General features: G+C 68.5%; 11 protein-coding genes and 2 tRNA genes. 10 read left to right on the forward strand and 3 right to left on the reverse strand.

Translation table 11 applies throughout. The annotated features are described in order from the left end of the window. Positions 1-23: 23 nt before the first annotated feature. Positions 24-533: a hypothetical protein gene (locus ACZ4N5_RS15930; RefSeq protein ID WP_467757672.1), complete on the reverse strand. Its 510-nt coding sequence runs from the start codon at positions 531-533 to the stop codon at positions 24-26. Positions 534-745: 212 nt separating this feature from the next. Next, positions 746-819: transfer RNA gene (locus ACZ4N5_RS15935), tRNA-Gly, on the reverse strand. A gap of 151 nt (positions 820-970) precedes the next feature. Here ACZ4N5_RS15935 and ACZ4N5_RS15940 point away from each other — a divergent pair. From ACZ4N5_RS15940 to clpX, 5 genes are all read left to right on the forward strand, one after another. Further along, positions 971-1,047: transfer RNA gene (locus tag ACZ4N5_RS15940), tRNA-Pro, on the forward strand. A gap of 202 nt (positions 1,048-1,249) precedes the next feature. Further along, positions 1,250-2,635, forward strand: a complete 1,386-nt coding sequence (tig, locus tag ACZ4N5_RS15945; protein ID WP_467757673.1) for a trigger factor — start codon at positions 1,250-1,252, stop codon at positions 2,633-2,635. Between the two features lie 462 nt (positions 2,636-3,097). Further along, a complete protein-coding gene (locus tag ACZ4N5_RS15950) occupies positions 3,098-3,703 on the forward strand; it encodes an ATP-dependent Clp protease proteolytic subunit (RefSeq protein ID WP_060897745.1) in 606 nt (201 codons plus the stop codon). Between the two features lie 116 nt (positions 3,704-3,819). Beyond that, positions 3,820-4,500 carry an ATP-dependent Clp protease proteolytic subunit gene (locus ACZ4N5_RS15955; protein WP_467757674.1) on the forward strand — a complete coding sequence of 227 codons (681 nt, stop codon included), beginning with the start codon at positions 3,820-3,822 and terminating at the stop codon, positions 4,498-4,500. A gap of 160 nt (positions 4,501-4,660) precedes the next feature. Further along, on the forward strand, positions 4,661-5,947 hold the full coding sequence (gene clpX / locus ACZ4N5_RS15960; protein WP_467757710.1) for an ATP-dependent Clp protease ATP-binding subunit ClpX: 1,287 nt from the start codon (positions 4,661-4,663) through the stop codon (positions 5,945-5,947). A 179-nt stretch (positions 5,948-6,126) separates the two neighbouring features. Here the strand turns inward: clpX and ACZ4N5_RS15965 are convergent, their stop codons facing one another. Continuing rightward, the gene (locus tag ACZ4N5_RS15965) at positions 6,127-7,092 is read right to left on the reverse strand and encodes a hypothetical protein (protein WP_467757675.1); all 966 of its coding nucleotides are present in this window, start codon (positions 7,090-7,092) and stop codon (positions 6,127-6,129) included. Between the two features lie 136 nt (positions 7,093-7,228). On the opposite strand from ACZ4N5_RS15965, the gene ACZ4N5_RS15970 reads away from it, so the two are divergent. The 5 genes from ACZ4N5_RS15970 to ACZ4N5_RS15990 all read left to right on the forward strand — a co-directional run bounded on the left by ACZ4N5_RS15970 (position 7,229) and on the right by ACZ4N5_RS15990 (position 14,624). Further along, a complete protein-coding gene (locus tag ACZ4N5_RS15970) occupies positions 7,229-9,880 on the forward strand; it encodes a valine--tRNA ligase (protein WP_467757676.1) in 2,652 nt (883 codons plus the stop codon). 436 nt (positions 9,881-10,316) lie between these two features. Beyond that, positions 10,317-11,855 (forward strand): bifunctional tetrahydrofolate synthase/dihydrofolate synthase, encoded by a 1,539-nt coding sequence (gene folC, locus ACZ4N5_RS15975; RefSeq protein ID WP_467757677.1) that lies wholly within the window; start codon positions 10,317-10,319, stop codon positions 11,853-11,855. 5 nt (positions 11,856-11,860) lie between these two features. Then, positions 11,861-12,244, forward strand: coding sequence for a DUF4233 domain-containing protein (locus ACZ4N5_RS15980; RefSeq protein WP_467757678.1), 384 nt, complete (start codon positions 11,861-11,863; stop codon positions 12,242-12,244). Positions 12,245-12,752: 508 nt separating this feature from the next. After that, entirely contained in the window at positions 12,753-13,166 is a 414-nt protein-coding gene (gene ndk, locus ACZ4N5_RS15985) for a nucleoside-diphosphate kinase (RefSeq protein ID WP_057615965.1), read from the forward strand. A gap of 438 nt (positions 13,167-13,604) precedes the next feature. Beyond that, a complete protein-coding gene (locus ACZ4N5_RS15990; RefSeq protein WP_339129341.1) occupies positions 13,605-14,624 on the forward strand; it encodes a rod shape-determining protein in 1,020 nt (339 codons plus the stop codon). The last annotated feature ends 13 nt before the right edge of the window (positions 14,625-14,637 follow it).

Genomic DNA, 14,637 nt, shown 5'->3' on the forward strand with positions numbered 1-14,637 from the left:
GAAGCCCACGCTCGGCCCGGGGCTCATCGGTAGTCCTCCGGGTGACCCTGCATCCAGGTATTGATCCTGTCCCGCGTTCCGGTGAGCAGGGCTTGGTGCTTCTTGAGGTTCTCGAAGGATCTGTCGCCGCCCAGTTCGGCCCGCAGTTTCGCGATCCAGGCGAGAGGTTCCTTGAAGTGTCCAGGGCCCTGCGGGTCGGCCTTCATCGACTCGTCGAGGCTGCTGAGCTCATCGAGCACCCGCCCCAGGAAGTACTCGCAGTTCCCCGGAGTCGTGCACCCGTCGTTGTAGGTGGCCTGAAGCCCCGCGAACACATCGCGGACCTTCTCGACTCCCGGTGTCGGTTCTGCCGTGCTCGGGGCGGGCGGCTCCTCGGTCGCCGGGGCCGATGCCGTCTTGCGGACATCACGGACGGGCGAAGCCGCGTCACTCGGAGTCGTGCCCGGACTGCCTGAGCAGGAGAGCAGCAAGGACGCCAGGGCCACGACGAGCGTCGGGGCGCCGAGAGTGTGCCGTGCGCGCAGATTGATCATGCCGCGTACGACTCCTCAGGGGGCTCACTGGTTGTGCTGCCCGCCGTCGAAGAGGAAGGACGCGCGGGGAGGCCGAAGGGGAGGCCGAAGAAGAAAGACCGGAAGCCAAGGGGCACGCGGGGCACATGGGGGCCGCGGCGGACCGGACACGACCCCGGAAACGACTCAGGGCCAGGCAGAGAATCCAACCTCTGGCCTGGCCCTACGCCATATGGAGCGGGCGACGGGAATCGAACCCGCGTAGCTAGTTTGGAAGACTAGTGCTCTACCATTGAGCTACGCCCGCACAACGCGCGCCGCAGGTCAGCGACCGCGGCACAGAATGCATCGTAGCGGGTCGACCGCCCACATCGCACACCCCGTTCCCGCTCGCGTCGGCGCTCGGGAAATGCGGCAGCCGCGCTGCCTGCGGGCATGTACCCTACGTGTCGCACCGACGGGGTGTGGCGCAGCTTGGTAGCGCGTCCGCTTTGGGAGCGGAAGGCCGTGGGTTCAAATCCCGCCACCCCGACCACCGACACGACCCGCCAGGGATCCGCCCGGACAAGATCGCCTTTTGGGGCGTGTACCGCCTGCGGTTACTATGCAAGCTGCGTGCCCGTATGTCTGCAGTGTTACGTCTCTCAAGGGCCGCGCGAATCCGCCCAAGGCTCTGCCCGACCGGCAGCAGCACGCAGCAGAACCCCCCAAGAAGTCAGCCACAAGGAGACCGAACCGTGAAGAGCGCCGTGGAGACCCTGAACCCGACTCGGGTTCGGCTCACTGTCGAGGTGCCCTTCGAGGAGCTCAAGGACAGCCTCGACGCGGCGTACAAGAAGATCAACCAGCAGGTCACGGTGAAGGGGTTCCGGAAGGGCAAGATCCCGGCGCGCATCATCGACCAGCGGTTCGGTCGCGGCGCCGTGCTCGAAGAGGCCGTCAATGACGCGCTCCCGAAGTTCTACACCGAAGCGGTCAACGAGGCTGAGCTGAATGTCCTCGGACAGCCTGAGGTCGACATCACCGAGCTGAAGGACGGCGAGACGCTGAACTTCACCGCTGAGGTCGACGTCCGCCCGACCATCGAGATCCCGGACTACTCCGGCATCGAGGTCGAGGTCGACGCCATCGAGGTCAGCGACGAGGACGTCGAGAAGGCCGTCGCCGACCTGCGCGAGCGCTTCGCCTCGACCTCCCCGGTCGAGCGCGCCGCCCAGGACGACGACGTCGTCACCCTCGACCTCGAGGCCAAGGTCGACGGAGAGGTCCTGGAGGACGGTGTCGCCAGCGGTGTCTCGTACACCATCGGTTCCGGCGAGCTCCTCGAGGGCATCGACGAGGCCGTGAAGGGCCTGGAGGCCGGTGGCGAGGCCACCTTCACCTCCGAGCTCAAGGGCGGCTCCGCCACCGGCAAGGAGGCCGAGGTCACCGTCAAGGTCACCCAGGTCGCCGCCCGTGAACTGCCCGAGCTGGACGACGAGTTCGCGCAGCTCGCCTCCGAGTTCGACACCCTCGACGAGCTCAAGGCGGACAGCCGCAAGCGCCTCGAGAACATGAAGCAGTACGACCAGGCCACGCAGGCCCAGGAGCGTGTCCTGGAGAAGCTGCTCGAGCTGGTCGAGGTGCCCGTCCCCGAGAAGCTGCTCGAGGACGAGATCAACACCCGTAAGCACAACCTCGAGCACCACCAGCTCGGCCAGATGGGCCTCGACCTCGTGAAGTACCTGGAGATCCAGGGCAAGACCGAGGAAGAGTTCGACGCCGAGACCAAGGAAGCCGCGGTCAAGGGCATCAAGACGCAGTTCGTCCTCGACGAGCTCGTCAACAAGGAGAAGCTGAACGTCAACCAGGAGGAGCTCACCGAGCACCTCATGCGGCGCGCTGCCTCCTCCGGCATGTCCCCCGACCAGTTCGCCCAGGCCGTCGTCGAGGGCGGCCAGGTGCCGATGCTCGTCGGTGAGGTCGCCCGCGGCAAGGCCCTCGCGGTCGTCGTCGAGGCCGCCACGGTCAAGGACACCAACGGCGAGGTCGTCGACCTCGACGACGAGGAGGACGAGACGGCCGAGACCGTCGAGGCCACCGAGGGTGCCGAGGCCGAGGCCGAGGAGAACACCGAGGCCTGATCGCCTCTCTTGTACGCCTGACGGGCCCCCGGGGACTTCATGTCCCCGGGGGCCCGTCCGCTTTGGGGGCGCGAGGAACTGCGCGAGCAACCCCCACCCGGCCGCGGTCGCGTTCCTGGGCTCTGGCACCCCCACGGGTGCGGTGTTTCGGGGGTGCGCGTCACCGGCCCGCGCCGGTGACGCGGCCAGTTCCGGCGGGCCGGGCACAGAGGCACCCAGCCCCTTGAGGGGCGGCCCCGAGAGCCCGGTCGGGCCGGCGCAGCGCATGCGCTCACAGCGAACAGTTCCCTCTGCGGGATTCCCCGGAGGGACCCGCGCGTTAGGGTCCATGAATACGAGGGCAGGGGAGTCCCCGGACGCCGTCGGGAGGCGGCGCGGAACCCGGGGTCCCAGGTCCCTGCAGAAGACGTGAGACGGCCCGGCGCCGTCGTAAGACGAGCAGGTGGATACGTGACGAATCTGATGCCCACAGCTGCCGGCGACCCTATCGGTGGTGGCCTCGGCGACCAGGTCTACAACCGACTGCTCGGCGAGCGGATCATCTTCCTCGGCCAGGCGGTCGACGATGACATCGCCAACAAGATCACGGCGCAGCTGCTGCTCCTTGCCTCCGACCCGGACAAGGACATCTACCTTTACATCAACAGCCCCGGCGGATCGATCACGGCCGGCATGGCGATCTACGACACCATGCAGTACATCAAGAACGACGTGGTGACGATCGCCATGGGCATGGCGGCCTCGATGGGCCAGTTCCTGCTCAGCGCCGGTACGCCCGGCAAGCGTTTCGCCCTGCCGAACGCCGAGATCCTGATCCACCAGCCCTCCGCGGGTCTCGCGGGCTCCGCGTCGGACATCAAGATCCACGCCGAGCGGCTGCTGCACACCAAGAAGCGGATGGCGGAGCTGACCTCCTTCCACACCGGTCAGACCGTCGAGCAGATCACTCGTGACTCGGACCGCGACCGCTGGTTCGACCCGATCGAGGCCAAGGAGTACGGCCTCATCGACGACATCATGCCCACCGCTGCCGGAATGCCGGGCGGCGGCGGCACCGGGGCGGCGTAAGCCCCTCCAGCGCCCCCGAGAGCGGCGCAGGGCCCTTTCCCGCCCCGGAGTGGCGCCGGGCCCCCAGCGTGCTCTCAGCCGACCGCTCAGCCCTTTCAGGTTTTTCAGGAGACACAGTGAACGACTTCCCCGGCAGCGGCCTCTTCGCCCGCACGCAGGCCGAGTACACCGGTCCTCGCGCGGAGTCCCGCTACGTCATCCCGCGCTTCGTCGAGCGCACCTCGCAGGGCGTGCGTGAGTACGACCCGTACGCGAAGCTGTTCGAGGAGCGCGTCATCTTCCTCGGCGTGCAGATCGACGACGCCTCCGCCAACGACGTCATGGCGCAGCTGCTGTGCCTGGAGTCGATGGACCCCGACCGTGACATCTCCGTCTACATCAACAGCCCCGGTGGCTCGTTCACGGCCCTCACGGCCATTTACGACACGATGCAGTTCGTGAAGCCGGACGTTCAGACGGTCTGCATGGGCCAGGCCGCCTCGGCCGCCGCGATCCTGCTGGCCGCCGGAACCCCGGGCAAGCGCATGGCACTTCCGAACGCCCGTGTGCTGATCCACCAGCCGTACAGTGAGACCGGCCGCGGGCAGGTCTCGGACCTCGAGATCGCGGCGAACGAAATCCTCCGGATGCGCGCGCAGCTGGAAGAGATGCTGGCCAAGCACTCGACCACGCCGATCGAGAAGATCCGCGAGGACATCGAGCGCGACAAGATCCTCACGGCCGAGGACGCCCTGGCGTACGGCCTGATCGACCAGATCATTTCCACCCGGAAAATGAACAACTCCGCGGTCGTGTGACGTATCGCTGTATCGTCTGCCGCTCCTTGGCACGGTTCACGACAAAGTGAACCGTGCCAAGGGGGGCCCGGACGAGGGGCTCGGCAAGGTACCGTCGGACATAAGGCAGCACCAGGAGCCGCTGGACCTAGGCGTCTCCCAGGCGAAGGGGAAGCACACCGTGGCACGCATCGGTGACGGCGGCGATCTGCTCAAGTGCTCGTTCTGTGGCAAGAGCCAGAAGCAGGTCAAGAAGCTCATCGCAGGCCCCGGTGTGTACATCTGCGACGAGTGCATCGATCTCTGCAACGAGATCATCGAGGAAGAACTCGCGGAGACGAGCGAGGTGCGCTGGGAGGAACTCCCCAAGCCCCGCGAGATCTACGAGTTCCTCGAGGGCTATGTGGTCGGTCAGGAGTCGGCCAAGAAGGCCCTCTCGGTCGCGGTGTACAACCACTACAAGCGCGTCCAGGCCGGTGAGAACAGCACGGGCCAGAACCGTGAGGACGCCATCGAGTTGGCGAAGTCCAACATCCTCCTGCTGGGCCCCACGGGCTCCGGCAAGACGCTTCTCGCCCAGACTCTCGCGCGCATGCTGAACGTTCCGTTCGCCATCGCCGACGCGACGGCGCTGACGGAGGCGGGATACGTCGGCGAGGACGTCGAGAACATCCTGCTGAAGCTGATCCAGGCCGCCGACTACGACGTCAAGAAGGCCGAGACGGGGATCATCTACATCGACGAGATCGACAAGGTGGCTCGTAAGAGCGAAAACCCGTCGATCACGCGCGATGTCTCCGGCGAGGGCGTCCAGCAGGCCCTGCTCAAGATCCTCGAGGGCACGACGGCCTCGGTGCCGCCGCAGGGCGGACGCAAGCACCCGCACCAGGAGTTCATCCAGATCGACACGACGAACGTCCTGTTCATCGTGGGCGGTGCCTTCGCGGGTCTGGAGAAGCTCATCGAGTCCCGGGCCGGCGCGAAGGGCATCGGCTTCGGCGCGACGATCCGCTCGAAGCGCGAGCTGGAGTCCAAGGACCAGTTCGAGGCCGTCATGCCGGAGGACCTGGTCAAGTTCGGCATGATCCCCGAGTTCATCGGCCGTCTCCCGGTCATCACCTCGGTCCACAACCTGGACCGCGAGGCACTCCTCCAGATCCTGGTCGAGCCGCGCAACGCGCTGGTGAAGCAGTACCAGCGCCTCTTCGAACTCGACGGTGTGGAGCTGGACTTCGAGCGCGAGGCGCTGGAGGCCATCGCCGACCAGGCCATCCTCCGCCAGACCGGCGCCCGAGGCCTGCGCGCCATCATGGAGGAAGTCCTCCAGGCCGTGATGTACGAGGTCCCGTCCCGCAAGGACGTGGCCCGCGTCGTCATCACCGCCGACGTGGTCCTGCGGAACGTCAACCCGACCCTGATCCCGCGCGACGCGCGAGGCCGGGGACCGGGGGAACAGAAGACGGCGTAGCGACACGTCCACGATCTACGACGAAGGGGCGCCCGGCGAGCAATCGCCGGGCGCCCCTTGTCTGTTGCGTTCACCGCGTCCTGCGTTCGCTGTCTTCTGCGGTGGAGGGCCCGGCCGATGACCGAACCTCCCACGCGCCAAGACCGGTTGAGCCCGTCCGCAGGACGGTCGGCGTCAGGTCAGGAGACCGGGACCCGGACGTCCTTGCGCAGCTTCGCGGCGATGTCGGCCGCGGCCTCGGGGGTGCTGCCCTTGCCGGCCATCATGCTGGCGTAGTCGATCGGCATCACAAGTCCGAGCGTGCTGTGGTCGCCCCAGATGCAGATCGGCATCGTGAACGAGCTGGGACCGGCGCCCGCAGTCGACGAGTCACCCTTGATCTTGATTTCCTGGCACTTGAGGACGGCACCGTCGAGCCCGCTCGGGGTGTACGCCTTCGGACTGCCGACGAACTCGCCGTCCTTGGTGCCTTCCTTCTGCTGGCTCTTCTTCATGCCGGCGAACATGTTGTCGACAGTCGTCTCCGGGTTGTCGATGGTTCCCCAGACACCGCCGAACGTGACCTGCTTCATGGCGAGCGGGTTGCTCTTGTCGCCCGACTGGTACGCCGCGTTGACGTCCTTGGGGTTCTTCACACCCCAGCCTTCGGCGTCCTTCAGGTCGTCCTTGGTCATGCCGTCATCGGCGCCGCCGGCGTCGGTGGACTTCTTGTACTCGCCGCCGAGGACCGTCGCCGGCGTCGTCAGCTTGTGCGGGCCGTCGTCGGCGACGGTGCTTCCGCCGTTGCTTCCGGCGAACAGGAGGTACGCCCCCACCGCGATGGCCGCCACCACGGCGACGCTGCCGATTATCAGGCCCGTCCGCTTCTTGCCGCCGGACGGTACGGGCGGCATCGGGACCGTGCCGTAGGGAGGCTGCTGTCCGTAGGCGGGCGGCTGGCCGTACGGAGGGGTCGGCGGCTGGGCGCCGGGAGCCTGCTGGGGGTAGCCGTAGCCGGGCTGCGCGGGGGGAGCCTGGGGCGGGTAGCCGTAGCCGGGCTGAGGGGCCTGCGGCTGCTGGCCGTAAGGGCCCGGCTGGCCCGGCTGACCGTACGGTCCGGGCTGCTCGGGCTGCCCGCCGTACGGGCCCGGCTGGTTGTAGCTCATTCCTGGGTTCCCCTCCAGATACTTATGTGTTCCGAACATCCTGGCGTACAGGTCACGCCCCCAAGCCCCCGGGGGCCGCACCGTTACGAAGTAATCGCGTTTCGGGACAGGGGCATGACGCCTCTAAACTGATCCCGTGACCGAAAACGCTCAGCAGCAGCCACCAGAGCCCAACGCCGAACTGCCGACCCAGTACGCGCCGGCCGATGTAGAGGGGCCGCTGTACGAGCGCTGGGTGGAGCGCGGCTACTTCGAGGCGGACGCGAAGAGCGACAAGCCTCCGTTCACGGTCGTCATCCCGCCGCCGAACGTCACGGGCAGCCTGCACCTCGGGCACGCCTTCGAGCACACCCTCATCGACGCACTCACCCGCCGTAAGCGCATGCAGGGGTTCGAGACGCTGTGGCAGCCCGGCATGGACCACGCCGGCATCGCCACCCAGAACGTCGTCGAGCGGGAGTTGGGCAAGGAGGGCAAGTCGCGGCACGACCTCGGCCGGGAGGCGTTCGTCGAGCGCGTCTGGCAGTGGAAGGCGGAGTCCGGCGGGCAGATCTCCGGGCAGATGCGCCGCCTCGGTGACGGCGTCGCGTGGTCGCGTGAGCGCTTCACCATGGACGAGGGTCTCTCCCAGTCCGTCCAGACCATCTTCAAGAAGCTCTACGACGACGAGCTGATCTACCGCGCCGAGCGCATCATCAACTGGTGCCCGCGCTGTCTCACCGCCATCTCGGACATCGAGGTCGAGTACCAGGACGACGACGGCGAGCTGGTCTCCATGAAGTACGGGGAGGGGGACGACTCCATCGTCGTCGCCACCACCCGTGCCGAGACCATGCTCGGTGACACCGCCGTCGCCGTTCACCCCGGTGACGAGCGGTACAAGCACCTCGTCGGCAAGCTCATCCGGCTGCCGCTGACCGAACGTTTCATCCCGGTCGTCGCGGACGAGCACGTCGACCCCGAGTTCGGCACCGGCGCCGTCAAGGTGACGCCCGCGCATGACCCGAACGACTTCGAGATCGGGCAGCGCCACAACCTGCCCAACATCGCCGTGATGGACGAGCACGCGGTCATCACGGTCCCCGGTCCCTTCCAGGGCCTGGACCGTCTGGAGGCCCGTTCCGCCATCGTCGCCGCCCTGCGCGCCGACGGCCGGATCGTCACCGAGAAGCGGCCGTACAGCCACTCCGTGGGCCACTGTTCGCGCTGCAAGACGACCATCGAGCCGCGGCTTTCCATGCAGTGGTGGGTCAAGGTCGGTCCGCTGGCGAAGGCCGCGGGCGATGCCGTCCGCGACGGCCGCGTCAAGATCCACCCGCAGGAGATGGAGAAGCGGTACTTCGACTGGGTCGACAACCTCCACGACTGGTGCATCTCGCGGCAGTTGTGGTGGGGTCACCGGATTCCGGTCTGGTACGGGCCCGGCGGCGAGATCGTCTGCGTCGGTCCCGACGACGAGGCCCCGACGGGCGAGGGCTGGCACCAGGACACCGACGTCCTCGACACCTGGTTCTCCTCCGGCCTGTGGCCGTTCTCCACGCTCGGCTGGCCCGAGCAGACCGAGAGCCTCGCGAAGTTCTACCCGAACTCCGTCCTGGTCACCGGCTACGACATCCTCTTCTTCTGGGTCGCCCGGATGATGATGTTCGGCCTGTACGCGATGGACGGCACCCCGCCGTTCCACACCATCGCCCTGCACGGCATGGTCCGCGACCAGTTCGGCAAGAAGATGTCCAAGTCCTTCGGGAACGCGGTCAATCCGCTGGACTGGATGGACAAGTACGGCAGTGACGCGCTGCGGTTCACGCTCGCCCGCGGCGCCAACCCCGGTGTCGACGTGCCGATCGGCGAGGACTGGGTCCAGGGCTCGCGCAACTTCGCCAACAAGATCTGGAACGCCACCCGCTTCGCGCTGATGAACGGCGCGACGGTCGAGGGTGAACTCCCGCCCGCCGAGAAGCTGTCGGCCACCGACCGCTGGATCCTGTCCCGGCTGAACGCCACGGTCGCCGAAGTCGACGCCCTGTACGACGACTTCCAGTTCGCCAAGCTGTCGGACGCCCTGTTCCACTTCGCGTGGGACGAGGTCTTCGACTGGTATGTCGAGCTGTCCAAGACCACGTTCATGGCCGGCGGCGAGCCCGCGAAGGTCTCCGGCCGGGTCCTCGGCGAGGTCCTGGACGTGACGCTGCGCCTGCTGCACCCGATCGTCCCGTTCGTGACGGAGACCCTCTGGACCACCCTCACCGGTGGCGAGTCGGTCGTCATCGCGGACTGGCCGAAGGCCGTGTCCGTTCCCGGCGCCGACGCACCGGGCGGCTTCCGCGACACCGCCGCCGAGCAGGAGATCGAGAAGCTCCAGCAGGTCATCACGGAGGTCCGCCGCTTCCGTGCCGACCAGGGTCTCCAGCCGGGCCAGCGGGTCCCGGCCCGGCTGACCCTCGACGGGACCGCGCTGGCCCCGCACGAGGCCGCCATCCGTCAGCTGCTGCGACTCCAGCCGGAGGGCGAGAGCTTCTCGGCCACGGCGACGCTGCCGGTGGCCGGTGCCACGGTCGCGCTCGACCTGTCGGGCACGATCGACATCGCCGCGGAGCGCAAGCGTCTGGCCAAGGACCTCGCCGTCGCGGAGAAGGAGAAGGCCCAGGCGAACGGCAAGCTCGGCAACGAGGCGTTCCTCGCCAAGGCCCCGGACAACGTCGTGGAGAAGATCCGCGGGCGGCTCGCCAAGGCGGACGAGGACATCGCCCGTATCCAGGAGCAGTTGAACCGGATGCCCGAGGCGTAACCGCCGGTCGTACGCACGTGACGAAGGCCCCCGGGACCACCAGGTCCCGGGGGCCTTCGCCCTGTCCCCGACCCTCCGCCGCCCGGCCCGCACCGACCAGGGCGGCGCCCGGGCGCGTACCGGACGGCCTTCCGTCGGCGCCTGCCCAGGACCGGCTTCCGTCCGGCCCTGCCCAGGACCGGCTTCCGTCCGGCCCTGCCCAGGGCCGGCTTCCGTCGTCCCTCCCCCCCCCGGCACCGGCTTCCGTCCGGCTCTGCCCAGGACCGTCCCCGCCCGGGCCACGAGGGCCCGTCCACCCCTCGCGTGCCGTCCGACCCGGACCTGTTCCGCTCCGCCCCGTAGCCGAGCAGTCCGGGGCGGAGGCGGGCGAAACCCCCGTACGGCCCCATACGCCCCCACACGTCCCCACACCCCGCCGTCTCCGTAGACTGGCCCCGTGAGTGACCTCCCCCCGCACGACAGCAGCGCGTCCGACGAGTCGGAACACCCTGACCCGCACGGTCTCTTCGATGAGATCGTGGCGGCCGAGGCCGACCGCGACCCCGACCTCGCGGTGATCGAGGCCGGCAGCCGTACCCTGCGAACCCAGGGCGCAGGCGGCCCGCAGGCCGACGTACCCGGGCGGCCCTCCGACCCCGAGGTCGACAAGGCGCTGCGCGAGGTGGAGGCCGAGCTCGCCACCCGCTGGGGCGAGACCAAGCTGGAGCCGTCCGTCAGCAGGATCGCGGCGCTGATGGATGTCCTCGGGGAGCCGCAGCGCGCGTACCCCTCGATCCACATCACGGGCACGAACGGCAAGACCTCCACCGCCCGCATGATCGAGGCGCTGCTCGGCGCCTTCGACCTGCGCACCGGGCGCTACACCAGCCCCCACGTGCAGTCGGTCACCGAGCGGATCAGCCTGGACGGGGCGCCGGTCTCTGCCGAGCGGTTCGTCGAGACGTACAACGACATCAAGCCCTACGTCGAGATGGTCGACGGGCAGCAGGAGTACCGGCTGTCGTTCTTCGAGGTGCTCACCGCGATGGCGTACGCCGCCTTCGCCGACGCGCCCGTGGACGTCGCCGTCGTCGAGGTCGGCATGGGCGGCAGCTGGGATGCCACCAACGTGATCGACGGGGACGTCGCCGTGGTGACCCCCATCGACCTGGACCACACCGACCGGCTCGGTGAGACGCCCGGCGAGATCGCCGCGGAGAAGGCGGGCATCGTCAAGCAGGACGCCACCGTCATCCTCGCGCAGCAGCCGGTAGACGCGGCCCAGGTGCTGCTGAAGAAGGCCGTCGAGGTCGACGCGACGGTGGCCCGCGAGGGGCTCGAATTCGGTGTCGTGGCACGGCAGATCGCCGTCGGCGGGCAGCTGCTCACCCTGCGCGGCCTCGGCAGGGAGTACGAAGAGGTCTTCCTGCCGCTGCACGGCGCCTACCAGGCGCACAACGCCGCCGTGGCGCTCGCCGCGGTCGAGGCGTTCTTCGGCGTGGGCTCGGCACACACCCAGCGGCTCGACATCGACACCGTGCGCAAGGCGTTCGCCGCGGTCACCTCGCCGGGCCGCCTGGAGATCGTGCGGCGCTCGCCCACCGTCGTGCTCGACGCCGCGCACAACCCCGCGGGCGCCCGCGCGACCGCCGAGGCGGTCAGCGAGGTGTTCGACTTCAGCCGGCTGATCGGGGTCGTCGGCGCGAGCGGTGACAAGAACGTCCGGGGGCTGCTCGAAGCCTTCGAGCCGATCTTCGCCGAGGTCGTCGTCACCCAGAACTCCAGCCATCGCGCGATGGACGCGGACGAACTGGCCGGGATCGCCGTCGAGGTCTTCGGCGAGGACCGGGTACAGGTCGAACCGCGGCTCGACGACGCCCTGGAGGCCGCGATCACGCTCGCCGAGGAAGAGGGCGAGTTCGCGGGCGGGGGCGTGCTGGTCACCGGATCCGTCATCACGGTCGGCGAGGTCCGACTGCTCCTGGGGAGGGGCTGACTCTCGTGCGTACGCTCTGTGCTTCCACGCTGATCGGCGAGTTCTTCGTCATCGGTTTCGCCGGGCTCGTCGCCATGAAGGAACCCGATCTGTCCACGGCCACGGTCTGGACGGTCTGCGGGGTCCTGATGGTGCTGAGCGTGCTGCTGTGCGGCATGATCACGCGGCCCGGCGGTGTCCAGCTCGGCTGGGCGCTGCAGATCCTGCTGATCGCCGGCGGTTTCGTCGTTCCCTCGATGTTCGTCCTGGGCGCGGCCTTCGCCGCCCTGTGGTGGGCCTCGGTCCACTACGGCCGGAAGATCGACGAGGCCAAGGCCAGGTTCGCCGCGCAGGCGCAGTCTCAGCCGCAGCCCCCGGCACAGGCCGAGCCGGGCGGCAATCCGGCCTAGGGCTGGCCTAGGCCTGTCTGACCATTCCCGCCTGGCCCGCGACGCCTGGCACCGCACTCCCCCAAGCTCTTCGAGCAGGGGGACCCCCACGCCGCGTTGTCGGGCAGGACCGAGTACGCCCGGTACGAGGGCGACCCTCCGCCTTGCGACGCACGGCACCGGACGCCGCGGCCTGATCCGACGCGAAGTGTCAGACAGTCCCTGGGCGGGTGACGGTGCGGCCTATGCGGGCGGGTGACGGTCCGGACTCGGCGGGCCCGGTATCTGACAGTCCGGCGCCGGCGCGGGCGTGTTCCGGCCCGACGCGGGCGGCCTGGGGGCGTATTCCGGCCTGGCGTCGTCGGGGGCATCGGCGGGGGCTTGCGCGGGCCCTGTGGGGCGCCCCCCCGGCGCGCGGCGCAGGCGGGCGGAAGCGTGTGCCCGTATCACCTGACTCTGTGCGACAGCCACCCGGACACGCCCTGTAGCCTCGGTCATCCGCACAAGTGTGACCCGAAGGAGCCATCCCGTGAGCCAGCGCACCCTCGTCCTTCTCAAGCCCGACGCCGTCCGTCGCGGCCTGACCGGCGAGATCATCAGCCGTATCGAGCGCAAGGCCGGCTGGCAGATCACCGCGCTGGAGCTGCGGACCCTGGACCAGGACACGCTGGAGCAGCACTACGGCGAGCACAAGGGCAAGCCCTTCTACGAGCCGCTGGTGGAGTTCATGGCCTCCGGCCCGGTCGTGGCCCTGATCGTCGAGGGCGAGCGGGTCATCGAGGGCGTGCGCGCCCTGGCCGGCCCGACCGACCCGATCGCCGCCGCCCCCGGTTCCATCCGCGGTGACTACGGCGTCATCGTCCGCGAGAACCTGATCCACGCCTCCGACTCCGAGGAGTCCGCCGAGCGCGAGGTGAAGATCTTCTTCCCCGGCCGCGCCTGAGCGTACGGACGCCGGCCTCGCGGGCGCGCCCGCGCGCACGGACGGTCACGGAGGGGCGTACGGACGGTCGCGTCCGAGGTCACGGGCGGTCTCGGCGAGGCCGCCCGGACGATCTCCGGAGCGCGTCGGCCGACGGATTTCAAAGAATTTTTCTGAGACGGCGTCAGCGCCGCCCGGACAGTCTGACCTGGGACGGCCGTGAAAAATCCGGCCGTCCCGTGGCATATGCGCTCTGATCGAGGGAACGCGTGACCCCGATGGCCCGTCTCCACAAGCGAGTCGGCCCGCCATCTGCTGACAATGGCGAAGACCCTCGCGCAGTGTTCGTGTATGCGCGTCTACGATGGAAGCGTTCACGTCGCTGCACCAACCTCGCCGTCCTAAAAAGCCGTCAAAGCTCCACTTGGGAAGGCCAGACGAATCCTGATGGGGAACTCAATGTCGTTCATCGGCCGTGACATGGCTGTCGACCTCGGGACCGCCAACACGCTGGTGTACGTCAGGGGTCGCGGGATCGTACTCAACGAGCCGTCCGTCGTCGCGATCAACACCAACACCGGCGGGATCCTCGCGGTGGGCGCGGAAGCGAAGAAGATGATCGGGCGGACGCCGGGCAACATCGTTGCCGTGCGCCCGCTGAGGGACGGCGTCATCGCCGACTTCGAGATCACCGAGCGCATGCTCCGCTACTTCATCCTGAAGATCCACAAGCGGCGTTACCTCGCCCGCCCCCGTGTCGTCGTCTGTGTGCCCTCCGGCATCACGGGCGTCGAGCGCCGTGCCGTCATCGAGGCGTCGTCCCAGGCCGGCGCCCGCCAGGTGCACATCATCGAGGAGCCCATGGCCGCGGCCATCGGCGCCGGCCTGCCGGTCCACGAGGCCACGGGCAACATGGTGGTGGACATCGGCGGCGGCACCACGGAGGTCGCTGTCATCTCGCTCGGCGGCATCGTCACCGCCCAGTCCATCCGCGTCGCGGGCGACGAGTTGGACAACGCGATCATCCAGCACATCAAGAAGGAGTACAGCCTCCTTCTCGGTGAGCGGACGGCCGAGCAGATCAAGATCACGATCGGTTCGGCGTACGACCTCGACAATGACGAGCACACCGAAATCCGCGGCCGGGACCTGGTGTCCGGACTGCCCAAGACGGTCGTCATCTCCGCGGCGGAGGTCCGCAAGGCGATCGAGGAGCCGGTCAACGCGATCATCGACGCCGTGAAGACGACGCTCGACAAGTGCCCGCCCGAGCTCTCCGGTGACGTGATGGACCGCGGGATCGTCCTCACCGGCGGCGGAGCCCTGCTGCGCGGTCTGGACGAGCGACTGCGCCGCGAGACCGGCATGCCGATCCACATCGCGGAGGACCCGCTGGACAGCGTGGCGCTCGGCTCCGGCAAGTGTGTCGAGGAGTTCGAGGCGCTCCAGCAGGTTCTGGACGCCCAGCCGCGCAGATGAAGTAACACTTCGA

The organism is Streptomyces sp. NPDC026500, from assembly GCF_055567635.1.